Origin of the sequence: Vibrio sp. OPT18, from assembly GCF_015163615.1 — a bacterium.
GTDB lineage: Bacteria > Pseudomonadota > Gammaproteobacteria > Enterobacterales > Vibrionaceae > Vibrio > Vibrio coralliirubri.
This window is the reverse complement of sequence record NZ_JADDYK010000060.1, coordinates 311,574-335,846: the sequence shown is the minus strand read 5'-3', so window position 1 is coordinate 335,846 and position 24,273 is coordinate 311,574. Positions and strand designations below refer to the sequence as shown.

Sequence of the window (24,273 nt, the reverse complement as noted above, 5' to 3'; positions counted from 1 at the left end):
CGCTACTCGCTACTCGCTACTCGCTACTCGCTACTCGCTACTCGCTACTCGCTACTCGCCTAGTACGGATCTTCCGACCAACCATCGCTATCCGACATATCTGGTGCGCCAGCGATGCTGTTCTCTTCGTCTGCCCATTCACCGAAATCAATCATCTGACATTGCTTGCTGCAAAACGGGCGGTGCGGGCTTTGTTCGCCCCATTCAACGTCAGTATTACATTGAGGGCATTTAACGATGGTGATTTTCTTCGACATAGTGATTCTTAATTTGAGGGGGTAATAATAGTGAGTTTAGGCTCGAGTTGAGACTCAAGCCAAACTATAAAAGGAAATTAATTAGGTGCAGATAGCCAATTCAAATTCGATGTCTTGAGTACAGGCTTGCCCAGTTTCAAAGCTCATGAACTTAACAGCAAAGCGGTTCTTGTGACCTGAAATCATCGGGTAGGCACCGTATTGCATTGGAATAGAAAGACGAAGGATATTCGCTTCATCGGCATCGCTCTGGAAGAAGCCAGCACGAGCGATTTGCTCTTTAAAGTGACCAGTCTCTCTGGTGAGCTTTAACCATAGTGTTAGCGCTTCATACAGAGGCTGTAAGCTATCCATCCAAGCTTTAGCATCTCTCATTCTCTTATCAAGAGGGAGGTGCAGCCAATAATGCAGTGCCGGTAAATCAAAGCAGCATGAGCCACCTGGAAGATTAAAGCGTTGGCGAATTGCACTTAGGAAGCGGTCTTCTTTAAGTGATTGGCCAAAACGCTCTGCCTGCATTAGATCTCGATAGATGTTACCAATGTCATTAAGCAGTGATGTCAGCATCTCTTGATCGACACCTTCAACATCCCACCAACTTTTGTAGGTTACACGTTGCTTCTCAATATCTTTTGCGAGTTCGCTCTTGAGTTGGATCTGTTCGAAGATTTCAATCAGATCAAAGATGGAACGGAAAAAGAGTTGATACTGTTGAGCATCGGAAAATGTAGAAGACAAGTGTAGCTGCCTCAAGAGTGATTCGACTCTTAAGTAGATGCGTGTTTTCTCATTTAGAGGATGTTCAAATTTATGGGTGATCATCGAGCAAACCTTCATTCAACATTGTTCTATTCTGACCCATCTACAGCACTGATTGCCAGATACTTTTGATGTAAATCTGTGATTTGAGGCAAAAGTTCTTGGTTTTTAGTATGGTTTTTAATCACGTCATCTGCAACTGCTAAGCGCTGTTCTCTTGAAGCCTGTGATTTTAAAATTGATGCAACTTGTTCCCTAGAAACATTATCACGACTCATCGTACGTTCTATTTGCACTTCTGCTGGCACATCAACAATTAATACGCGATCAGCCATGCCTTGCATTTGGTTTTCCACCAATAGCGGTGCAACTAATAAACCATACGGGGATGTGATTTTAGACAGGTCACTGTCAATTTTGTCACGGATCATGGGATGAAGAAGATCATTGAGCCACTGCTTCTCTTTAGGATCAGAGAAGATCAGCTCACGCAGCCTACTTCGATTAAGTGTTCCATCGTCAAGCAAGATAGATTTACCAAAGTGTTCTGTAATTTGTTTTAAGCCGTCACTGCCCAGCGCAACCACTTCACGTGCCACGATATCAGCATCAACAATATCAATATTAAAATGCTGATTGAACAGGTTAGCGACCGTGGTTTTGCCACTGGCGATACCACCGCTTAATCCGATAATGATTGCCATGGTTAAATTCCTAGTACAGAAGTGAAATACCAACCCATGATGTCGTTACCCCACATCAAGCTTACCCAACCCGCAATCGCAAGATAGGGGCCAAACGGAAAGGCTTTATCAATGCCTTGCTGTTTCAGGCGAAGTTGAATCAAACCAAACACAAGGCCTACGAGCGAAGATAAAAGGATGATCATCGGTAGGTGTTGCCAACCAAGCCATGCACCAAGTGCAGCCAGGAGTTTGAAGTCACCGTAACCCATGCCTTCTTTACCTGTGAGTAGTTTGAACAACCAATACACCGACCACAGAGCTAGGTAGCCAGCCATTGCGCCAACCACAGAATCTTGTAGCGATACTGGGCTGATATTAAACAGTGCTAAAGCGATACCGGACCATACCAAAGGCAAGGTGATTTGATCGGGCAGTAGCATGGTATCGAGATCGATAAAGGTCGCGGTAATCAGGGCGAAGGTGAAAAAAATCAAAGCAATGGCGTAGTAACTGAAACCAAAGTGGCTAGCAACCATTGTGCAAAGTATTGCGGTAAGCAGTTCGACCAAAGGGTAGCGAGCGCTGATCGGATTCGCACAGCTGTGGCACTTACCCTTTAAGAACAACCAGCTTAAGACTGGAATATTGTCGACGATTCTTAATTGGGTTTTGCATTTCGGGCAGGTAGAGCGAGGAATGCTGAGATTAAACTTTCCCTCTGGTGCTGGAATTTTATATTGAGAGAAATATTCCGAGCACTCTTGTTGCCATTCGCGTTCCATCATAATCGGTAAACGGTGTATGACTACGTTGAGGAAGCTGCCGATAAGAAGGCTAAAAATGAAAGCTAATACGGGGAATAGCCAAGGATAGTAGTGAAATACTTCCATAGTGTCCTTTACCACTTAATCAAGGTGAGCAGAGATTGCTGCTCATGGGTGTTTAGTTGCTTTAACTATCCTAACACACTCATAAGATTAAAGATCGGTAAGTACATCGCAACCACAAGCCCACCAACGACAGTACCTAAAAACACGATGATCAGTGGCTCTAGAATTTTGCCCAAATTGTCGACTGTGTTGTCGACTTCAAACTCGTAAATCGAGGCTACTTTATTGAGCATATCATCAAGGTTGCCTGACTCTTCACCGATCATCACCATCTGTAACACCATTTCAGGGAAGGCATTGGTATTGCGCATTGCGATATACATTGGCATGCCAGCAGCCGTTTCTCGGTGAACTTCAATGATGGCCGATTCATAATGCAGGTTGCCTGCGGTTTTGGCGGTGGTTTTGAGGCTCATTAAAATCGGAATGCCAGAACTAAAACTGGTTGATAAGGTTCGGCTAAATTTGGCAATAGAGGCTTTGGCTAATACGCCACCAAGAACAGGGAAGCGTAATCCTAGCCGGCTAACAGACAGTCTGAACGAGTGGGAACGCTGACACAGTTGGTAAATAATCAGGACAACAAGCGCGATACCTACAGCCGTATAAAAACTGTAAGCCTGCATCCAATGGGAAAGGTAGAGTACTTGTTGGGTGAACCAAGGCAGGTCGGCGCCAAAGCCTGAAAACATCGACTCAAACTCCGGAATCACCATGGTCAGCATTAAATAAGAAACGGTCAGAGCAACGGTGACCACCATGGCGGGGTAGATGAGTGCTTTGACGACTTTGGACTTTAACTGCTCGCTCTTTTCTCGATAGGTCGCCAAACGTTCGAATACTTGTGCGAGGTTACCGGAGAGCTCGCCTGTCGCGACCAAATCAGTGTAGAGGTCATCAAAGTGACGGCTTGCAGTTCGCATCGCTTTTGAGATTGGCGTTCCGGCTTCTACACCTTTGCAGATATGCGATAGAATCGATTTCATTTCAGCTTTGCGGTGATTGTCTGACACCAACTTGATGGCCTGCACGATGGGTACACCAGTAGCCAACATAGTAGCCAGTTGCCGAGTTAAAATAGTGATGTCTTTGGCTTTGACTCTATGGGTTAAACGAGTGACGGCTGAAATACTTTTCTTTTTGATTTTCTTAATCTGAATATGCTGCTCTTTGAGCTTTTCTCGTACTTCCAATTCGGTGAGCGCTAAGGTTTGTCCAGACACTTTCTTGCCTGAGCTGTTAATGCCTTTCCAGTGATAGCTTTTTAATTGTGATTGTTTGGACTTGCTACTCATTGGTGCTCCATTGGGTTATATGTACAGAACACGTTGCAGCTCTTGATAGCTGGTGGTGCCTTCAAGCAATTTATCTAGCCCTGACTCTTGCAGAGTTCTCATGCCTTCTCGGCGAGCCAAGTTTTCAATGGCTAACGCGTTAGGCTTGTCTATCAGGCTATTTTTCAGCTGATCGCTAAACGGCATGACTTCATAGATACCCACTCGACCCGAATAACCTTGGTTACACTCATTACACCCTTGAGGGTTCGCTTTATAGATGGTTTGGCTGTTAGGAATCGAGTGACGCAGAAATATGTCCGGCGAGTCGTCATTTTCTTTGCAATAGTTGCACAATCGTCTTGCCAGTCGTTGGGCGATAATCAAACTTAGTGATGAAGCGAGGTTAAAGGGTTCTATCCCCATATGAGCGAGTCGAGTGACGGTTTCTGCGGCGGAGTTAGTGTGCAGTGTCGAAAGTACTAAGTGACCGGTTTGCGATGCTTTGATCGCGATCTCTGCGGTTTCCAAGTCTCGGATCTCTCCAACCATCACCACATCAGGGTCTTGTCGTAAAAATGATCGTAGTGCTTCAGCAAACCCAAAGCCGATCTTAGGTGTTACTTGTACCTGATTGATACCACACAGGTTAATCTCCACCGGATCTTCAGCTGTAGAGATATTGCGTTCAGTGGTGTTGAGCACTCGAAGGCCAGTATAAAGGGAGACAGTTTTTCCACTGCCGGTAGGCCCTGTCATTAAGATCATCCCTTGTGGACGTTTCAGGGCATTGAGGTAGAGTGCTTTTTGATCTTCGCTATAACCTAACTTATCGATATCTAAATTAGCAGCGCTGCTATCAAGCAGTCGAAGAACGATTTTTTCACCCCACAAGGTCGGCAGCGTTGATACACGCATATCAATCGCTAAGTCGTCATTTAGACGCAGTTTAATACGACCGTCTTGAGGCAAGCGGCGTTCAGCGATATCAAGCTTGGCGAGGATCTTTAAGCGAGCTGATAGACGACGACTTAAGTGAGAGGCGGGTTGCTGTATTTCAACAAGGATACCATCACAACGCAGTCGCACTCGGTAGTGCTCTTCATAAGGTTCGAAGTGGATATCTGATGCGCCCTTACGCACCGCATCGACCAGTATTTGATTGATAAAGCGGCTGACAGGGGAGTCGTCTTGGCTGAGGTCTTCAATCGACGCTATCTCGTCGTCAGACACCTCAACAAGATTGGCGAGTTCATCTTGAGTGATCTCTTTGCGTTTGGAGTCTTGCCCGGAAATAGAGCGTCCATACAGTTTGCGTATTGCACCTTCTAATTCAGAGTAGTTAGCGACGACCAATTCGATCTGTAATCCGGTCGCAAATCGAAAGTCATCTTCCGCTTGTAAATCGGTCGGGTCGGCGGAGGCGAGTGTGAGAGTCGAGCTAGAGACTGAAATCGGTACAGCACGATACTTGGTAATCAGTTCTCGAAGCCCTAGCTGGTCACATAAGGCTTCATAATCAACATTGGTAAGTTGTACTAACGGTAAACCGAAGATGGTTTTAATGTTGTTTGCTAAGGAGTCGCCGCTGAAGAAATCGAGAACGAGCAAAGCTTCAGGTGTCGAAATACCTGAAGCTTGTACATATTCCGCAACAGCTTGCTCTTGAGTCAGGCTAAGTAAGTCAGCCTGACGAAGCACGGTTGGGAGGTTGGTTAGCATTTAGCAACCATCTAATGAAACATCAGAATCTTTACTATTTTCGCATGTCCAACCGTTAGTGCCACGACTAAACTTTAGGGTGGCAGCATTTACTGAACTTGTGTCATTAAATGTAAACTTGATTTCGTTTTCTGTATCTATTGAGATAGTTCCTAAAGAACTGGCTGAAGAAACTGTCCCTAGATCAGTTATAGCAGTAGCTGATGAGATTGACCCTTTTTCTTGAAATATGAGTTCAGCTGGTGTGATTAGAGATCGCATAGTCGCTAGACCTGAAGAGAGTTCACTCTTGGTCACGTAGTTTTTATATGCTGGCACTGCAATCGCAGACAACACGCCAATAATCGCAACCACAATCATCAACTCAATCAGCGTAAAGCCTTTCTGGTTCGTTCTTTTGTTCTTGTTATTCATTGTCTAATTCCACTCTTTAGTTTGTTTCAGTGCAGGCACTGGTTGATGGAAAGAATAGAAGTTGAGATGGGGCAGTGGAATGGTGTTCAGGTGTGGTCGCGAGTGGTTTGGTATTTATTGGTGTAGTGTTTCATATAGCGCGCAAATTTATGCGATCAACTTAAATAACTGCTTGATATACTGATAATTCAGGCAATAAAAAAGGCACTGTTATCAACAGTACCTTTACAGAAATTACTTACTATTCAGTGAATTATGCTTTGAATCTCATTGATAGATCCATCGCTTTTAGGTGTTTAGTAAGCGCGCCTACCGAGATGTAATCAACACCTGTTTCAGCGAACTCAGCAATCGTACCTAGAGTTACGTTACCAGAGTTTTCTAGCGCAGCACGTCCTGCGTTGATTTTCACAGCTTCACGCATCATGTCTGTGGTGAAGTTGTCTAGCATGATGATGTCTGCGCCCGCGCTGATTGCTTGCTCTAGCTCTTCTAGGCTCTCAGTTTCTACTTCAACAGGTTTACCTGGGTTTAGCTCTTTTGCAGTAGAGATAGCCTTCTCAATGCCACCACAAGCGATGATGTGGTTTTCTTTGATTAGGTAAGCATCGAACACACCAATACGGTGGTTGAAACCGCCACCACAAGCAACCGCGTATTTCAGTGCGCTGCGTAGGCCAGGGATGGTTTTACGAGTATCCAACAGGCGGCATTCAGTGTGTTTAACTTTGTCTGCGTAGATAGCCGTAGTAGTCGCACAGCCAGATAGCGTTTGAATGAAGTTCATTGCGTTACGCTCACCCGTTAATAGCGCGCGAGCTGGGCCAGTTAGCGTGCAAAGCGTTTGGTTTGGTTCAACCTTGTCGCCATCTTCTACGTTCCACTCGATAGTCACTTCACCGCCCAGTTGCTTAAACACTTCATCAGCCCAAGCTTTACCACAGAACACGCCGTGCTCACGGGTAATGATGGTTGCACTGTTGATTGCGTCTGCAGGGATTAGACTTGCTGTAATATCAGCCGCTGGATCTAACGTTCCACCTAGATCTTCTTTGATGGTCTCAGCGACTGCACGAGTGATCTCTAGAGGCAGTTGCTCTTTTAAGTAGTCAAGGCGTTGGTGGCTGTTATGTGTGTTTTTCATCGCAAATCTAATCTTGAAAGGGAGTGGGAATGGAATGATACTCTTGCTTAACTTCAAATTAAAGAGGCTAGCGCGACTGCTCTATGGGCCAGGTCACATCTTATTGTGCTAGCAGAAAAGAAAGTGAGACCAAGATGACGATCAGCTCCAACGGATGGTATGACAACGCTCGGCATGTTCCTTCCCCGTATTTTGATACTAGGCCTAGCGTCGAGGATATTTCTCTGTTGGTGGTTCACAACATTAGCTTGCCTCCGGGTCAATTTGGTGGGCCTTACATCGAACAATTTTTTACGGGTAAACTCGACGCTTCGGAACATCCATTTTTTAAGGTGATTCACCAAATGGGCGTATCGGCGCACTGTTTGATTCGTCGCGACGGGGAAGTGGTGCAGTTCGTTTCGTTTCTTGACCGAGCTTGGCATGCTGGCCAGTCGAGTTTTGCAGGGCGTGAAAGGTGTAATGACTATTCGATTGGTATTGAACTGGAAGGCAGTGACTTTGTGGCTTACACCGAGCAGCAGTATCAAGCGCTTAGCCAACTAACAGCAACGATCGTATCTACGTTCCCTCAAATCACCAGTGAACGTATCACTGGCCATCAATACATAGCGCCTCTGCGTAAAACTGACCCTGGCTTGGTGTTCGATTGGCAGAAGTTTAAAAAAAATCTCAAAGTTTAAGCCTCCGTTTTTGACGATGGCCTTACCGCTGGTGGGCGTTGAATAGTCAACGCCTAGCATAATGACTTGTGAATTTTTGTTGTTGCGATGTAAAGAAAGTGGTGGAGAGAAGCGCATCAATAAATTGAGAGTGTGACGAACTTATCAAACACTCATTTATTAAAACTTATGAACAGAATTTCCACCCTAAATGTGCGCTTGGTTCGATTTTTAAACAAGTGACGCTAATCTTTCTGAAACAATTCATTTTTATCCTGAAACTTTCTAGCACGAACACTCCCCAAAAGTATTACCCCTGTAAATGGTAAGACCAATTTGGTTGCTGTTTTAAATTTCATTTGTTAAATCATGGTTAATTCACGCTGTATTCTATGATGCAGGTCAATTTTAGGCTGGACAGTGGCGTTTTAATTATGTTAATTTCTGCCCAACTTAAAATTGGTATTACCAATTGTCAGCGAAGAAAAAGAAGAACAACAAACTATGGCTTATCAAAGGATTCGTCAGCCAAAACTCTCCGATGTAATCGAACAAGAGTTAGAAAGGTTGATAGTGGAAGGAACACTGGCTCCAGGGCAGCAGCTGCCGCCTGAGCGCGAACTGGCGAAACAGTTCGATGTGTCTCGTCCTTCAATCCGAGAAGCGATACAACGTTTAGAAGCAAAACGCTTGCTTACTCGCCGTCAAGGTGGAGGTACGTTTGTTAGCGAAAATATCTGGAAAAGCTTTTCAGATCCTTTGCTTAATTTGTTGTCGTCCCATTCTGAAACCCAGCTAGACTTGTTGGAATCGCGTCATGCGATGGAAGGGATTTCGGCTTACTTCGCGGCATTGCGTGGCACTGATGAAGACTTTGCTCGAATTCAAGCATGCCAAGAAAAAATTCGCGGTGCGCAAGATAAGGGTGATATTGAAGCCGAATCTGCAGCGGTGATGGCTTTTCTTATTGCTTTAACAGAGGCAGCGCACAATGTGGTGTTATTGCACATTGTTCGTAGCTTGGCTCCGTTACTCGAACAAAACGTCTTAGAAAATTTAAAGCTGTTGCATCGTCGTAAAGACGTTGTGGAGAAAGTGAGTATACATCGAGCTAACATTGTGGATGCGATCGTTTCAGGACAGCCAGAACAGGCACGTGAAATGTCACACTCTCATTTAGCTTACATCGAAGAAACATTGATGGATTTGACCAAAGAAGAGTCGCGCCGCGAACGTTCTTTACGTCGAATTCAACAGGGTAAATAGCCGTAATACTTCGGCTATTTACGTGTTTAGTAGAATCCAACTAACAAAAAGGATAGATCGCCATGTCTGACATGAAGCATGACGTTGATGCTCTGGAAACTCAAGATTGGTTAGAAGCTCTTGAGTCAGTAGTACGTGAAGAAGGTGTAGAACGTGCACAGTTTTTACTAGAACAAGTTCTAGATAAAGCGCGTTTAGATGGTGTTGATATGGCTACAGGCATCAACACAAACTACATCAACACAATTCCAGCAGCACAAGAGCCAGCTTACCCTGGTGACGTAACTCTTGAGCGTCGTATTCGTTCGATTATTCGCTGGAACGCAATCATGATCGTATTGCGTGCTTCTAAGAAAGACCTAGACCTTGGTGGTCACATGGCTTCTTACCAGTCAGCAGCAGCGTTCTACGAAGTATGTTTCAACCACTTCTTCCGTGCTCCAAACGAGACAGACGGTGGCGATCTAGTTTACTACCAAGGTCACATCTCTCCTGGTATCTACTCTCGTGCATTCGTTGAAGGTCGTCTAACTGAAGAACAGCTAGATAACTTCCGTCAAGAAGTTGATGGTAAAGGTATCCCTTCTTACCCGCACCCGAAACTGATGCCTGAGTTCTGGCAGTTCCCGACAGTATCTATGGGTCTTGGCCCTATCTCTGCTATCTACCAAGCGCGCTTCCTTAAGTACCTTGACGGCCGTGGCCTGAAAGAAACTTCAGCGCAACGCGTATACGCGTTCCTAGGTGACGGTGAGATGGATGAGCCAGAATCACGTGGTGCTATCTCTTTCGCTGCGCGTGAGAAGCTAGACAACCTATGTTTCCTAATCAACTGTAACCTACAGCGTCTAGACGGCCCTGTAATGGGTAACGGTAGCATCATCCAAGAACTTGAAGGCCTATTCAAAGGCGCAGGTTGGAACGTTGTTAAAGTTATCTGGGGTAGCAACTGGGATTCTCTACTAGCTAAAGACACTACTGGTAAGCTTCTTCAACTAATGAACGAAACTATCGATGGTGATTACCAAACATTCAAATCTAAAGATGGCGCATACGTACGTGAGCACTTCTTTGGTAAGTACCCAGAAACAGCTGCACTAGTTGCAGACATGACTGATGACGAAATCTTCGCTCTTAAGCGTGGTGGTCACGATTCTTCTAAACTGTTTGCTGCATTCAACAATGCAAAAGAGACAAACGGTAAGCCAACTGTAATCCTAGCTAAGACTGTTAAAGGTTACGGCATGGGTGATGCAGCTGAAGGTAAGAACATTGCACACGGTGTTAAGAAAATGGACATGACTCATGTTCAACACCTACGTGATCGCCTAGGCCTAGAAGACATCCTTTCAGATGAGAAGATCGCTGAACTTCCTTACCTGAAACTGGAAGAAGGTACGCCTGAGTACGAATACATGCACGCTCGTCGTAACGCTCTACACGGTTACACACCTGCACGTCTTCCTAAGTTTACTCAAGAGTTCAAGGTTCCTGAGCTAGACGCATTCGCACCTCTACTAGGTGAACAGAAGCGTGATATCTCTACAACTATGGCTTATGTACGTACGCTAAACATCCTTCTTAAAGATAAGAACATTGGTAAGAACATCGTTCCTATCATCTGTGATGAAGCTCGTACATTCGGTATGGAAGGTCTATTCCGTCAGGTTGGTATCTACAACCCACACGGTCAAGAATACACACCTGAAGATAAAGGCATCGTTTCTTACTACAAAGAAGCAACGTCTGGTCAAGTTCTTCAAGAAGGTATCAACGAACTAGGTTCTATGGCTTCATGGGTTGCTGCTGCAACTTCATACAGCACAAACGATCTACCGATGATCCCGTTCTACATCTACTACTCAATGTTCGGTTTCCAACGTATTGGTGACATGGCATGGCTAGCAGGCGACCAACAAGCTCGTGGCTTCCTACTAGGTGCTACTGCAGGTCGTACAACACTGAACGGTGAAGGTCTACAGCACGAAGATGGTCACTCGCACATCCAAGCGAACACTATCCCGAACTGTATCTCTTACGACCCAACGTTTGCTTACGAGCTAGCGGTAATCATGCAAGACGGTATCCGTCGCATGTACGGTCCTGAGCAAGAGAACGTTTACTACTACCTAACAGTAATGAACGAGAACTACGCAATGCCAGCAATGCCAGAAGGCGCTGAAGAAGGCATCCGTAAAGGTATCTACAAGCTTGAATCTCACGCTGGTGCTAAGGGCAAAGTTCAACTAATGAGCTCTGGTACTATCATGAACGAAGCGCGTAAAGCGGCTGAAATTCTAAGCGAAGAGTACGGCGTAGCATCTGACGTATTCTCTGTAACGTCGTTCAACGAACTAACTCGTGACGGCCAAGCGGTAGAGCGTGACAACATGCTTCACCCAGAAGCTGAAGAGAAAGTACCGTACATCACGACTGTTCTTGGTAAAGAACCTGCAATCGCAGTGACTGACTACATGAAGAACTACGCTGAGCAAGTACGTGCGTACATGCCAACTGAGTCTTACAAAGTACTTGGTACAGATGGTTTCGGCCGTTCTGACAGCCGTGCAAACCTACGTCGTCACTTCGAAGTTAACGCTGGCTACATTGTAGTTGCAGCTCTAACTGAACTGGCTAAACGTGGTGACATCGAGAAATCTGTAGTTGTTGAAGCAATTGCTAAATTCGATATCGACACTGAAAAAACTAACCCGCAATACGCATAAGACTGGCATTAAGGTAGGTAAATACAATGACAATCGAAATTAATGTACCAGACATCGGTGCTGACGAGGTTGAAGTAACTGAGATTCTTGTAAACGTTGGCGACAAGGTTGAAGAAGAGCAGTCACTGATCACTGTTGAAGGCGACAAAGCTTCAATGGAAGTTCCTGCGTCTCAAGCGGGTATCGTTAAAGAAATCAAAGTAGCGGAAGGCGATTCTGTTTCTACTGGTTCTCTTATCATGATCTTCGAAGCGGAAGGTGCAGCAGCAGCACCGGCTGCTCCAGCAGTTGAAGCGGCGGCACCAGTTGCAGCTGCTCCTGCAGCGGCAGCTGAGCTTAAAGAAGTTCACGTTCCTGACATCGGCGGTGATGAAGTTGAAGTAACTGAAATCATGGTTGCTATCGGTGACGCAGTAGAAGAAGAGCAATCTCTTCTTACTGTTGAAGGTGACAAGGCTTCAATGGAAGTTCCTGCACCATTCGCTGGTATCGTTAAAGAAATCAAGATCGCTTCTGGTGATTCAGTATCGACTGGTTCTCTAGTGATGGTATTTGAAGTAGCGGGCTCTGGCGCTCCAGTTGCAGCAGCTCCTGCTCCAGCGGCGGCACCAGTTGCAGCGGCTCCAGCAGCATCAGCTGAAAAAGAAGTAAACGTTCCTGATATCGGTGGTGACGAAGTAGAAGTTACTGAAATCATGGTAGCGGTTGGCGATACAGTAGAAGAAGAGCAATCTCTAATTACTGTTGAAGGCGACAAAGCTTCAATGGAAGTTCCTGCACCATTTGCTGGTACAGTAAAAGAGATCAAGATTGCAGCTGGCGACAAAGTGTCAACTGGCTCTCTAATCATGACGTTCGTAGTTGAAGGCGCAGCGCCTGCTCCTGTTGCAGCACCTGCACAAGCAGCAGCTCCAGCGGCGGCACCTGCTCCTAAAGCAGAAGCACCTGCAGCGTCTCCAGCAGCTGGCGACTTCCAAGAGAACGGTGACTACGCACACGCTTCTCCAGTAGTTCGTCGTCTAGCTCGTGAATTTGGCGTTAACCTTTCTAAGGTTAAAGGTACTGGTCGTAAGAGCCGTATCCTTAAAGAAGACGTACAGTCTTACGTTAAAGATGCACTTAAGCGTCTTGAGTCTGGTGCAGCTGCATCTGGCAAAGGCGGCGACGGTTCTGCTCTTGGTCTACTACCATGGCCAAAAGTTGACTTCAGCAAGTTCGGCGAAACTGAAGTTCAGAAGCTTTCTAAGATTAAGAAGATCTCTGGCGCTAACCTGCACCGTAACTGGGTAATGATCCCTCACGTTACACAGTGGGACAACGCAGATATCACTGAGCTAGAAGCATTCCGTAAAGAACAGAACGCAATCGAAGCGAAGAAAGACACTGGAATGAAGATCACTCCACTTGTGTTCATCATGAAAGCTGTTGCTAAAGCGCTAGAAGCATTCCCAGCGTTTAACTCTTCTCTTTCTGAAGATGGCGAAAGCATCATTCTTAAGAAGTACGTAAACGTGGGTATCGCTGTTGATACACCAAACGGTCTAGTTGTTCCTGTTTTCAAAGACGTGAACAAGAAAGGCATTTACGAGCTATCTGAAGAGCTAATGGCTGTTTCTAAGAAAGCACGTTCTGGTAAGCTAACAGCGGCAGACATGCAAGGCGGTTGTTTCACAATCTCTAGCCTTGGTGGTATTGGCGGTACTGCATTTACTCCAATCGTAAATGCTCCAGAAGTAGGTATCCTAGGTGTATCTAAGTCTGAAATTAAGCCAGTTTGGAATGGTAAAGAGTTCCAACCACGTCTACAGCTTCCACTGTCTCTATCATACGACCACCGTGTGATCGATGGTGCTGAAGGTGCACGCTTCATTACTTTCCTAAACAGCGCACTATCTGACATTCGTCGTCTAGTACTGTAATTGAGAAAGTAATTATTAAGGTGACTTTCGGGTCACCTTAATTCTTTATATAAAGACTATTTTTAGAGAACAGTTTCCTGCATTTCTCATAATCTGATGGGGAATTGTTGTCTAGCTCACAGGCTAACTTAAAGCTACTTTCACACTGTTAACATCTCTGTAAAATGTTTCCTGTTTGAAAGCCCAATAATTTTAAGAACATCTACTCAGCCTGTTAGGGATAATGACTACAAGAGGTCACAATGAGCAAAGAAATTAAAGCCCAAGTTGTTGTACTTGGTTCAGGTCCTGCTGGTTACTCAGCGGCATTCCGTTGTGCGGATTTAGGTCTAGAAACAGTACTAGTTGAACGTTACAGCACTCTTGGTGGTGTATGTCTAAACGTTGGTTGTATTCCATCAAAAGCACTTCTTCACGTTTCTAAAGTAATTGAAGAAGCTAAAGCGATGGCAGAGCACGGCGTTGTATTCGGCGAGCCACAAACGGACATCAACAAGATCCGTATCTGGAAAGAAAAAGTAGTTGATCAACTAACTGGCGGTCTTGGCGGTATGGCTAAGATGCGTAACGTTACTGTTGTTAACGGTTTCGGTAAGTTCACTGGTCCTAACAGCATTCTTGTTGAAGGCGAAGGCGAAGCAACAACTGTTAACTTCGACAACGCAATCATTGCTGCGGGTTCTCGCCCAATCAAACTTCCTTTCATCCCACATGAAGACCCACGTATTTGGGATTCTACGGATGCACTAGAACTAAACGAAGTACCTGAAAAACTGCTTATCATGGGCGGCGGTATCATCGGTCTTGAGATGGGTACGGTTTACCACTCTCTAGGTTCTAAAGTTGAAGTTGTAGAGATGTTCGATCAAGTTATTCCTGCTGCGGATAAAGACATCGTTAAAGTTTTCACTAAGCGCATTAAGAACAAGTTCAAGCTAATGCTTGAAACTAAAGTGACTGCTGTTGAAGCGAAAGAAGACGGTATCTACGTTTCAATGGAAGGCAAAAAAGCACCAGCTGAAGCTGAACGCTACGATGCTGTTCTTGTTGCTATCGGTCGTGTTCCAAACGGTGCACTTATCGACGCTGAAAAAGCGGGTATCGAAGTTGATGAGCGTGGCTTCATCAATGTTGATAAGCAAATGCGTACTAACGTTCCTCACATCCACGCGATCGGTGACGTTGTTGGTCAACCAATGCTGGCTCACAAAGGTGTGCATGAAGGTCACGTAGCTGCTGAAGTTATCTCTGGTAAGAAGCACTACTTTGACCCTAAAGTAATCCCATCAATTGCGTACACTGAGCCAGAAGTGGCTTGGGTAGGTAAGACTGAGAAAGAAGCGAAAGCTGAAGGCATCAACTACGAAGTTGCTACTTTCCCTTGGGCTGCTTCTGGTCGTGCAATCGCTTCTGACTGTGCAGATGGTATGACTAAGATGATCTTCGATAAAGAGACTCATCGCGTAATCGGTGGTGCTGTTGTTGGTACTAACGGTGGTGAACTTCTTGGTGAAATCGGCCTAGCAATCGAAATGGGTTGTGATGCAGAAGATATCGCACTTACTATCCACGCTCACCCAACTCTACACGAGTCTGTTGGTCTTGCTGCGGAAGTATTCGAAGGTTCAATCACTGACCTTCCAAACAAGAAAGCAGTGAAAAAGAAGAAGTAATTCTCCTTTAGCCACTCGCTAATATTTTTAAAAGCCGCTGATTTGTCAGCGGCTTTTTTATGCGTCATTATTAGTGAGTCATTTTACTAAAAGAGATCCCCAACTCGCTCGTCTCTCGCTCTTGAGGATGACGAAATGAGGTGTTGAAGTTTGTGATTGGGTTATTTTTGAATATGAGAGAGTTGCTGCTCACTATTTACGTCATTCCTTAAATTGACGAAGGAGGGAGTAGGGAATCTCTGGCTCGAGTGTTTGATGCATTTCTTCGATAATGAAGTGAAGCGCAAGAGTTCTTTATATCCGTCATTCCCTAGACTGACGAAGGAGGGAGTAGGTAATCTCTAGCTCGAGTGTTTGATGCATTTCTTCGATGATGAAGTGAAGCGCAAGAGTTCTTTATATCCGTCATTCCCTAGACTGACGAAGGAAGGAGTAGGGAATCTTTTTCAACCAATATCCATTTATCGGTAACAAAAAAGGATTGACGAAAACGCCAACCCTTTCAATAGCTTTACTCGAATCTACTTATAAATGCATAGCATGTTCAAGTAGCTATCCGTTAAGCTTGAAAGCTCTTCAGGCGTTTCTACACGTTTTGCTTGGATGAATAGCGAGTAGCAAATGCCGTGGAATAGGTTCGCTAGATGTTTAGGGTCGTGATCGTCACAAACTTCGCCACGTTCAATCGCTTTGCTAAACATGTTTTGTACTAACATTTGGTTAGTGCGGTTCGTTGTTACGAATAGCGGCCATACTTCATCACGAGTCGAAGCGCTCCATTCGAACCACACATTTAACCAATGGCTATCTTGAGCCACTAACGTCACCATTTCAGTCGCAATATTATGTAGGTTTTGTTTTGCGTGAATATCCAGATCGATATTGTCTGAAAGGAAGTTAGAGAATTGGCGTACAACGTGATTTAGTACTTCATCAACCAGATCTTCACGGGTAGGGAAGTAGTTAAATACAGTTGCGACAGACACCTGAGCGATGTCTGCAATATCAGCGTGTCCACCACGACCGATACCGCGGCGAGAGAATACCTCAAGAGCGATTTCCATCAATTGAAGTTTTCTTTTTAAAGGTGAAAGCCTAGTTCTAGGTCTCTTAGATATTGAGTCCATTTTATTTTCCTTGCCAACGAAATTTTTATATTAATGATTTTATTATTATTTAAGCCAAGATGAGTGTAATGGTGCATATGCGAATGGTCAATCCTTTCAGCTTGTTTTATAGACAGTTACATCAAACTTGATACATAAAGCGTGATCAGCATTGATGTGAAAGGAGACGAGTATTGGATAAGGCACCAGCGCACATTTCGTGGAGAATCTGACAGTAAATTCGAACCATAAGGTGGTGTGGGTATTTGAGCAGTGCTAGACTTACGCACAAAATTGAGCGACACAACTGACGAAACTGTCAACATTCGTCGCAATCACCAAATAGAATGAGAGCAGTATGAAGCATACAGTTGAAGTCATGATCTCTGAGCAAGAAGTTCAGGATCGAGTGAACGAACTAGGCAAACAGATCACGGAACACTACAACGGTAGTGAAGATCTAGTTTTAGTTGGCTTATTGCGTGGATCTTTTGTCTTTATGGCAGATCTTGCTCGTGCTATCGATTTAACTCACCAAGTTGATTTCATGACCGCGTCTAGCTACGGCAACGGCATGGAAAGCTCACGTGATGTTCGTATTTTGAAAGACCTTGATGATGATATCCAAGGTAAAGACGTTCTACTTGTAGAAGATATTATCGATACAGGTAACACGCTGACTAAAGTAAAAGAGATTCTGAGCCTACGTGGTCCTAAGTCTATCGAAATTTGTACGCTACTAGACAAGCCTTCTCGCCGTGAAGTGACTGTAGATACAAAATGGATTGGTTTTGAAATCCCAGACGAGTTTGTTGTTGGTGTTGGTATCGACTACGCACAAAAATATCGTCACCTACCGTACATCGGTAAGGTAGTACCTCAAGAGTAATCATTACGCTTGTGGTTTAGAAGTCATTAAAAAGCCCGCATCAAGCGGGCTTTTTGTATATATGACGGAATGGGTTAGCTTTGTTGACTAAGAAGAGGCGTCGTTAAGATCTTATTCAATGCATCTAAGTGACTGTTCTCTAGGGTATCGTTACTTGAGCAACGTACGCCAAGGTCCTGCAGCTTGCCATCGCCAATACCATAAACCACACCGTGGATTTCAACGTCTTGGCCACGCTCCCACGCATTTTGCATAATGGTTGAATTGCCTAGGTTATAAACCTGTTCTGCGACGTTAATTTCGCATAACTTGTCACCCCATTGCTCACGAGGAAGCCCCTCGATTTGCTTACGGTATTTTAGGTAATTGTCACGGATGTGCAGTAACCAGTTGTTGATAAGACCAAGTTTAGGGTTATCAATCGCCGCATTAACACCGCCACAGCCGTAGTGGCCACAGACAATGATGTGTTTAACTTTGAGTACATCGACGGCGTACTGTACCACTGAGAGGCAGTTTAGGTCGGTATGAACCACTTGGTTTGCCACATTTCGGTGAACAAACAGTTCGCCAGAGTACAAACCAGTGAGACGCTCGGCCGGAACACGGCTATCTGAGCAGCCAATCCATAGAAAACCAGGGCTTTGACCCTCTTCAAGCGTTGTAAAATACTCAGGTCGTTGAGATCTAATTTCTTCTGACCATTTAGAGTTGTTTTCAAAAAGCTGTTTAATCTCTGGCATTTTGCGTCTTACATCCCTTAATTAAGAATCTCAACTATACACAATGTTACAAATTCAATCTCGTAAAAACTGTGTAAAAAAGTACTCATCTGACGTGTACTCGTCGTTAAAATCATTAACTTAGCGTAGAAGCTATGATCCGGTTATAAGACATGAATAATGTGATTGAATTAACACTTTCTGAACACTTGATACATTTGTTAAAGTGATAAGGTTTGTCATTTCATCATCAGGAAGGTGTGTTTTGTTTGGAAGTCGTTTTACGGATATCAATCTCAAAGGGGATATGTTTGGTGGTGTTACTACAGCCATCATCTCATTGCCTTTAGCATTGGCATTTGGTGTTGCTTCTGGTGCGGGCGCGGAAGCTGGCCTTTGGGGCGCCATCATGGTTGGCCTATTTGCGGCATTGTTTGGTGGATCGAGCAGCCTGATCTCTGAACCGACCGGCCCGATGACGGTGATCATGACAGCCGTAATGACCAGCATGGTCGCGAAATATCCTGAAACTGGCATGGCAATGACCTTTACCGTGGTAATGATGGCAGGTGCATTTCAGATATTGCTTGGCACGTTAAAGCTCGGAAAGTACGTTACTTTGATGCCATATAGCGTGATCTCCGGATTTATGTCGGGTATCGGCGTTATTCTAATTATTCTTCAGTTGTCTCCTTTATTAGGACATGCCGCACCTTCTGGTGGGGTGATGGGCACGCTCTCTGCACTTCCAGATACATTGGCTAATCTTAAAATCAGCGAGCTGTTTTTAGGAGCATTGACGCTCGGTATTCTTTTCGGTTTTCCAGCCAAATATCGTAAGTATGTGCCTGCTCAACTGGTCGCTTTGGTTGCTGTTACACTCTTGTCCGTCATTATTTTTGATACCGACTCTATTCGCCGTATTGGTGAAATCCCAGCTGGTTTACCTACTCTCGTTATCCCTACGATCAGCGCTGAACAGTTCACGACTATGGTTATCGATGCCTTGGTGTTGGGTACGCTTGGTTGCATTGATACGCTTTTGACCGCGGTAATTGGGGATTCACTGACTCGTAAAGAACATGACTCAGACAAAGAACTTCGTGGCCAAGGCATTGCCAATATGATCTCTGGCCTGTTTGGTGCGTTACCTGGCGCGGGTGCCACTATGGGTACCGTGACTAATATTCAGGTGGGAGCGCGTTCTCCGCTTTCAGGTGTTATTCGAGCCTTAGTACTTGCGCTAGTGGTATTGGTTGCGGGTGGCTTAACAGAACCGATTCCTATGGCAGTGCTGGCTGGTATCGCGATGTATGTTGGTTTCAATATCCTAGATTGGAGTTTTATCCAGCGCGCGCACAAGGTCAGCTATGCGGGCATGGGCGTGATGTACGGCGTGATGCTACTGACTGTGTTTGTCGACTTGATTATTGCCGTTGGACTGGGCGTGTTTATCTCGAACATTCTGATTATTGAAAGATTGAGCCGAGAGCAAGCCAGACAAGTTAAGGCGATCAGTGATGGTGATGATGAAGATGACATCCCATTGACTGATAGCGAACGTCAGTTACTCGATAGTGCCAATGGTAAGGTGTTGTTCTTCTATCTTTCAGGGCCGATGATATTCAGCGTTTCAAAGGCGATTTCACGCCAGCACTCAAGTATTTCTGACTATGAAGCGATGATTCTAGACCTGACAGATGTCCCTATGATTGATGTTACTGTTGGCCTTGCGCTAGAGAATGCGATTAAAGATGCATTGGATGCGCAGTGTGAGGTGTATCTACTGTGTCCTAATGAGAATACTCGTCAGCAACTGGAGAAGTTCCACGTGATTGACCTAGTACCTGAATCCAATACTTATCGATTTAGATATGAAGCCCTGACGGCAGCGACAAGCTATGTCGATAGAGATGAGCATCAATTTGAGTCAGTTTAATTTTCAGTAACAAGCGAACATGAATGAGCTGATATGAATAATCTCATATGAATAAGCCATAGACGCTCACTTAAAGACTGATCATTAATGCCGTTAAGTGAATCACTTAGCGGCATTTTTATATTTACTGAACATTGATTTAGTCTTCAGGGAGCCAAGACGCTTATTTGTTTTCGAAAGAAACTCTCACACGATATTTGTATTAATCGTCAATCAACGATAAACTTGTTTGCAAAATGGCCGAGTAAACAAGTTTGGGTTAGTTTTCTGCTAGCTCGTTTTAAGCATTACTCTCTTCCTCAAGCTCGGTCGTCTACATCTTATCTATAGCAAATGGCAGTCTATCTCTATGTATGCATTAGAAATTGAGCAATTAAGAAAAACTTATGCTGGGGGCTTCGAGGCTCTGAAGGGCGTTAGTTTACAAGTAGAAAAAGGCGATTTTTACGCACTACTTGGTCCCAATGGTGCTGGTAAATCAACCACCATTGGTGTTATCTCTTCACTGGTAAATAAAACATCGGGCAAGGTTAAAGTGTTCGGCTACGATATTGATACCGATCTGGAGTTGGCGAAGCAGAACTTAGGCCTTGTGCCTCAAGAGTTTAACTTTAACCCGTTCGAAACCGTTGAACAGATCGTGCTGCAACAAGCGGGTTATTACGGCGTGCCAAAAGCATTAGCGAAAGAGCGAGCGAAAAAGTACCTATCTCAACTCGATCTGTGGGAAAAGCGTGGCGAACGTGCGCGTAACTTGTCTGGTGGTATGAAGCGTCGTTTGATGATCGCGCGTGCATTGATGCATGAACCTCATTTGTTGATCCTTGATGAACCGACAGCAGGCGTTGATATTGAACTACGTCGTTCAATGTGGGAATTCCTAAAAGAGATCAATGAGAAGCAGGGCATTACCATTATCTTGACCACGCACTACCTAGAAGAAGCAGAAATGCTGTGTCGCAACATTGGTATCATCAATCGCGGTGAGCTGATTGAGAACACAACAATGAAAGCGCTGTTGGGTAAATTGAGTGCTGAGACCTTTATTCTGGATCTGGAAGAGGGCACGACTGAACCTAAGCTTGAAGGCGTGAATAGCCAAGTGATGGTCAATGGCTCGCTAGAAATTGAAATCGACAAGAACCTAGGTTTGAATACCATCTTTGCTCAATTGAGCGAGCAACAGGTTAAAGTCCTTTCTATGCGTAATAAAGCAAACCGTCTAGAAGAGCTATTTGTGAGTATCGTCCGTGAGGGGAGTAAATAATATGTACAGCCTATATTGGACCGCTTTCTGCAGTTTGTTGACCAAAGAGATCAATCGCTTTACTCGTATCTGGGTGCAAACTCTGGTGCCACCAGCGATTACCATGACGCTTTACTTCATCATCTTCGGTAACCTGATTGGTGCTCGTATTGGTGAAATGAACGGCTTTAGCTACATGGAATACATTGTTCCCGGTCTGATCATGATGTCGGTGATCACCAACTCATACTCCAACGTTGCTTCGTCATTCTTTAGTGCCAAATTCCAGAAGAACATTGAAGAGCTGCTTGTAGCACCTGTTCCTAACTACGTGATTATCGCCGGCTTCGTAATGGGCGGCGTGGTTCGTGGCTTGTTAGTGGGCACTATCGTAACGTTCGTGTCGTTGTTCTTTGTCGACCTGCAAGTTGACCATTGGGGCGTGATCATTGCGACGGTATTTTTAACGTCGGTAGTATTCGCTTTGGGTGGCTTGATTAACGCGGTATTCGCCCGCACGTTTGATGATATCTCTATTATCCCAACCTTTATCTTAACACCGCTGACCTACCTTGGTGGTGTGTTCTACTCGATCAGTTTATTGCCTGAGTTCTGGCAAGGCGTATCGAAGTTGAACCCTATCGTGTACATGGTAAACGCGTTCAGATATGGGTTCTTGGGTGTGTCTGATGTGGGTATCGTGACGTCATTTGGCGTACTAGGCGTGTTTATCGTGCTGTTGTATGGCATTGCGCACTACTTAGTGACAAAGGGTATCGGCTTACGTAGCTAACCTTTGGTTCATCTAAGTAACAGGTAAAGAAAAAGGTCGATATAACATCGACCTTTTTTATGTTTTGCGTTTGGTGTTTTTGTTTGCGTTAAGAGCAGAAGCCGACTATTCAGTCGCTTCTTCTTTCACTTCTTCTTTGGTTTCCGTTACCAAATCGAGAACTTGGTTATCGATAAGACGGGTCTTACCTAGGAAAGCCGACATTAGAATCACTGCTTGAGTTGATTCTGAAGTGATTGCTTGCAGAGTTTTAGCATCACAAATGAAGATCTCATCTGGCTGAAGATCTGCAGCGCGCAGCTGGTCAGTTGCATCTTCAATCACTGATGCGTAATCATCACGACCACCACGAATAGCACTGCTGATCCAGCGCATAGTGCGCGCTAGAACGGGCGCTCGTTGGCGCTCGTCAATGGTGAGGTTGCTATTACGAGAGCTCATTGCCAAACCATCCATTTCACGAACGGTTGCAACGCCGACAACTTCAATGTCTAACGCTAGGTCAGTGGTCATCTGGCGAATAACAGCAAGTTGCTGAAAGTCTTTCTCGCCGAAGCATGCAAAGTCTGGCTGAACGATATTAAACAGTTTAGTGACAATGGTTGATACACCGCGGAAGTGACCTGGACGAGAGGCACCTTCAAGCATGTGAGATATGCCAGGGACCTCAACAAACGTCTGCTTGTCTAATCCATCTGGGTACATCACCTCTGGCGTTGGTGTAAATACTAGCTCAACACCTTCACCTGTTAGCTTGCTTAAATCTGCTTCTAACGTGCGAGGGTAGTTGTTTAGGTCGTCGGCACGGTCAAACTGCATTGGGTTTACAAAGATGCTTACCACAACGATGTCGGCCAGCTCACGAGCTTTCTTTACCAGAGTTAGGTGGCCTTCATGCAGGTTTCCCATAGTCGGTACAAAAGCAACCGTACGTCCATCACGCTTAAACTGTTTAATCTGCTCACGAAGAGCCGCTATTTCAGCAAAAGTTTGCATACTTACTCCTAAGCGATTGTATGAGCTTCATCAGGGAAGCGCGCGCTCTCTACTTCTTCTTTGTATAGAGCTACAGCCTTACGCATATCACCTGTTTCTGCTAGGAAATTCTTAGAGAACTTCGGCATGTAGTTCGCAGAAATACCGAACATGTCATGCATAACCAAGATCTGACCATCGGTAACATTACCTGCACCGATACCGATAACCGGTACGTCACAAGCTTCTGTAATTCGTTTTGCCAATGAAGCTGGCACGCATTCAAGTAGAACGATTTGAGCGCCTGCGTTTTGCAGTGCTAATGCGTCAGCAACCATTTTGTCGGCTTGCTCGTCGTCACGACCTTGAATCTTGTAACCACCAAAAATGTTCACAGACTGGGGCGTTAAGCCTAAGTGTGCACATACTGGTACTGCACGTTCTGTTAGCATCTTCACAGTATCAACCAACCAGCTTCCGCCTTCGATTTTTACCATGTTCGCACCAGCACGCATCAAAGTCGCTGAGCTCTCACAAGCTTGCTCAGGCGTTGCGTAGCTCATGAAAGGCAAGTCAGCCATAAGAAGACAATTTGGGCTACCAGCACGCACTGAGCGAGTATGGTAAGCAATGTCTTCAACGGTTACTGGTAATGTATCGTTATGGCCTTGTAAAACCATACCCAGTGAATCACCGACAAGCAGAACTGGCATTTCTTGGCTTTCGAATAATTGAGCAAAGCTCGCATCATAAGCTGTCGAAGTCGCGAATTTACGGCCTTCACGTTTGCATTTGATCAGGTCGTTAATGGTTACTTTTTTCATTGGTTTTCCTTAATGCGCTTGGCTATTGTTGCCAAACATTGAGCCCGTTCTTATCTACTATTTTCAGCAGTTCTGTCAGCTCAGTCCCATCAGGGAGTTGTAAACTTGGTGCGATTTCAGCAAGCGGGTAGAGTACAAACTCTCGTTCTTTCATTCCATAATGAGGAACGATTAAGCGCTCTGAATCGATCACCTCATTGCCGTATAGCACAATGTCGAGATCCAAGGTTCTTGGTCCCCAACGTTCGTCTTTACGGACGCGCCCTTGCTCTAGTTCGATCTTTTGAGTGCAATCAAGCAGTTCAATTGGCGTTAATTCGGTTTGGATAGCGACTACCGCGTTGATGTAGTCGGGTTGATTTTGCGGTCCCATTGGAGTGCTACTAT

Annotated in this window: 22 protein-coding genes; 9 read left to right on the top strand and 13 right to left on the bottom strand. The window is 44.9% G+C overall.

The features are described 5' to 3' along the window. Positions 1–59 precede the first annotated feature (59 nt). The 8 genes from yacG to nadC all read right to left on the bottom strand — a co-directional run bounded on the left by yacG (position 60) and on the right by nadC (position 7,146). Positions 60–257: a DNA gyrase inhibitor YacG gene (yacG, locus tag IQQ51_RS16470; protein WP_017106879.1), complete on the bottom strand. Its 198-nt coding sequence runs from the start codon at positions 255–257 to the stop codon at positions 60–62. Positions 258–338: 81 nt separating this feature from the next. After that, on the bottom strand, positions 339–1,079 hold the full coding sequence (gene zapD / locus IQQ51_RS16465; RefSeq protein WP_193841609.1) for a cell division protein ZapD: 741 nt from the start codon (positions 1,077–1,079) through the stop codon (positions 339–341). Between the two features lie 26 nt (positions 1,080–1,105). Continuing rightward, on the bottom strand, positions 1,106–1,720 hold the full coding sequence (coaE, locus tag IQQ51_RS16460) for a dephospho-CoA kinase (RefSeq protein ID WP_193841608.1): 615 nt from the start codon (positions 1,718–1,720) through the stop codon (positions 1,106–1,108). 2 nt (positions 1,721–1,722) lie between these two features. Further along, entirely contained in the window at positions 1,723–2,592 is an 870-nt protein-coding gene (locus IQQ51_RS16455; protein ID WP_017058945.1) for a prepilin peptidase, read from the bottom strand. A 65-nt stretch (positions 2,593–2,657) separates the two neighbouring features. Beyond that, positions 2,658–3,887, bottom strand: a complete 1,230-nt coding sequence (locus IQQ51_RS16450; protein WP_059022060.1) for a type II secretion system F family protein — start codon at positions 3,885–3,887, stop codon at positions 2,658–2,660. Between the two features lie 15 nt (positions 3,888–3,902). After that, entirely contained in the window at positions 3,903–5,588 is a 1,686-nt protein-coding gene (gene pilB / locus IQQ51_RS16445) for a type IV-A pilus assembly ATPase PilB (RefSeq protein WP_193841607.1), read from the bottom strand. Then, positions 5,589–6,002: a pilin gene (locus IQQ51_RS16440; protein WP_086774275.1), complete on the bottom strand. Its 414-nt coding sequence runs from the start codon at positions 6,000–6,002 to the stop codon at positions 5,589–5,591. 253 nt (positions 6,003–6,255) lie between these two features. Then, entirely contained in the window at positions 6,256–7,146 is an 891-nt protein-coding gene (gene nadC, locus IQQ51_RS16435; protein ID WP_193841606.1) for a carboxylating nicotinate-nucleotide diphosphorylase, read from the bottom strand. Positions 7,147–7,229: 83 nt separating this feature from the next. Between nadC and ampD the strand changes: the two genes are divergently transcribed. The 5 genes from ampD to lpdA all read left to right on the top strand — a co-directional run bounded on the left by ampD (position 7,230) and on the right by lpdA (position 15,392). Next, positions 7,230–7,829: a 1,6-anhydro-N-acetylmuramyl-L-alanine amidase AmpD gene (ampD, locus tag IQQ51_RS16430; RefSeq protein ID WP_193841605.1), complete on the top strand. Its 600-nt coding sequence runs from the start codon at positions 7,230–7,232 to the stop codon at positions 7,827–7,829. A gap of 483 nt (positions 7,830–8,312) precedes the next feature. Then, positions 8,313–9,074 carry a pyruvate dehydrogenase complex transcriptional repressor PdhR gene (gene pdhR / locus IQQ51_RS16425; RefSeq protein ID WP_009847596.1) on the top strand — a complete coding sequence of 254 codons (762 nt, stop codon included), beginning with the start codon at positions 8,313–8,315 and terminating at the stop codon, positions 9,072–9,074. 62 nt (positions 9,075–9,136) lie between these two features. Next, positions 9,137–11,800, top strand: a complete 2,664-nt coding sequence (gene aceE / locus IQQ51_RS16420) for a pyruvate dehydrogenase (acetyl-transferring), homodimeric type (protein WP_017059442.1) — start codon at positions 9,137–9,139, stop codon at positions 11,798–11,800. A gap of 26 nt (positions 11,801–11,826) precedes the next feature. Then, the gene (gene aceF, locus IQQ51_RS16415; protein WP_193841604.1) at positions 11,827–13,719 is read left to right on the top strand and encodes a pyruvate dehydrogenase complex dihydrolipoyllysine-residue acetyltransferase; all 1,893 of its coding nucleotides are present in this window, start codon (positions 11,827–11,829) and stop codon (positions 13,717–13,719) included. A 242-nt stretch (positions 13,720–13,961) separates the two neighbouring features. Continuing rightward, the gene (gene lpdA, locus IQQ51_RS16410; protein ID WP_048659365.1) at positions 13,962–15,392 is read left to right on the top strand and encodes a dihydrolipoyl dehydrogenase; all 1,431 of its coding nucleotides are present in this window, start codon (positions 13,962–13,964) and stop codon (positions 15,390–15,392) included. A gap of 521 nt (positions 15,393–15,913) precedes the next feature. Here the strand turns inward: lpdA and IQQ51_RS16405 are convergent. Beyond that, a complete protein-coding gene (locus IQQ51_RS16405) occupies positions 15,914–16,519 on the bottom strand; it encodes a LuxR/HapR/OpaR family quorum-sensing transcriptional regulator (protein ID WP_019824386.1) in 606 nt (201 codons plus the stop codon). A gap of 337 nt (positions 16,520–16,856) precedes the next feature. Here IQQ51_RS16405 and hpt point away from each other — a divergent pair, with 337 nt between their 5' ends. After that, positions 16,857–17,387 (top strand): hypoxanthine phosphoribosyltransferase, encoded by a 531-nt coding sequence (gene hpt, locus IQQ51_RS16400; protein ID WP_017059438.1) that lies wholly within the window; start codon positions 16,857–16,859, stop codon positions 17,385–17,387. 74 nt (positions 17,388–17,461) lie between these two features. Here the strand turns inward: hpt and can are convergent, their stop codons facing one another. Beyond that, positions 17,462–18,130, bottom strand: coding sequence for a carbonate dehydratase (can, locus tag IQQ51_RS16395; RefSeq protein WP_017059437.1), 669 nt, complete (start codon positions 18,128–18,130; stop codon positions 17,462–17,464). Positions 18,131–18,416: 286 nt separating this feature from the next. On the opposite strand from can, the gene IQQ51_RS16390 reads away from it, so the two are divergent. From IQQ51_RS16390 to IQQ51_RS16380, 3 genes are all read left to right on the top strand, one after another. After that, positions 18,417–20,048, top strand: coding sequence for a SulP family inorganic anion transporter (locus IQQ51_RS16390; protein ID WP_017059436.1), 1,632 nt, complete (start codon positions 18,417–18,419; stop codon positions 20,046–20,048). 349 nt (positions 20,049–20,397) lie between these two features. After that, entirely contained in the window at positions 20,398–21,315 is a 918-nt protein-coding gene (locus tag IQQ51_RS16385; protein ID WP_017059435.1) for an ABC transporter ATP-binding protein, read from the top strand. Position 21,316: 1 nt separating this feature from the next. Further along, a complete protein-coding gene (locus IQQ51_RS16380; RefSeq protein ID WP_010435987.1) occupies positions 21,317–22,087 on the top strand; it encodes an ABC transporter permease in 771 nt (256 codons plus the stop codon). 105 nt (positions 22,088–22,192) lie between these two features. Here IQQ51_RS16380 and panC read toward each other — a convergent pair whose 3' ends face one another. From panC to folK, 3 genes are all read right to left on the bottom strand, one after another. Then, on the bottom strand, positions 22,193–23,083 hold the full coding sequence (gene panC / locus IQQ51_RS16375) for a pantoate--beta-alanine ligase (RefSeq protein WP_048605734.1): 891 nt from the start codon (positions 23,081–23,083) through the stop codon (positions 22,193–22,195). An 8-nt stretch (positions 23,084–23,091) separates the two neighbouring features. Further along, on the bottom strand, positions 23,092–23,886 hold the full coding sequence (gene panB, locus IQQ51_RS16370; RefSeq protein ID WP_048605732.1) for a 3-methyl-2-oxobutanoate hydroxymethyltransferase: 795 nt from the start codon (positions 23,884–23,886) through the stop codon (positions 23,092–23,094). Positions 23,887–23,908: 22 nt separating this feature from the next. Further along, a partial coding sequence (folK, locus tag IQQ51_RS16365; protein ID WP_228012902.1) for a 2-amino-4-hydroxy-6-hydroxymethyldihydropteridine diphosphokinase occupies positions 23,909–24,273 on the bottom strand: 365 nt, incomplete at its 5' end.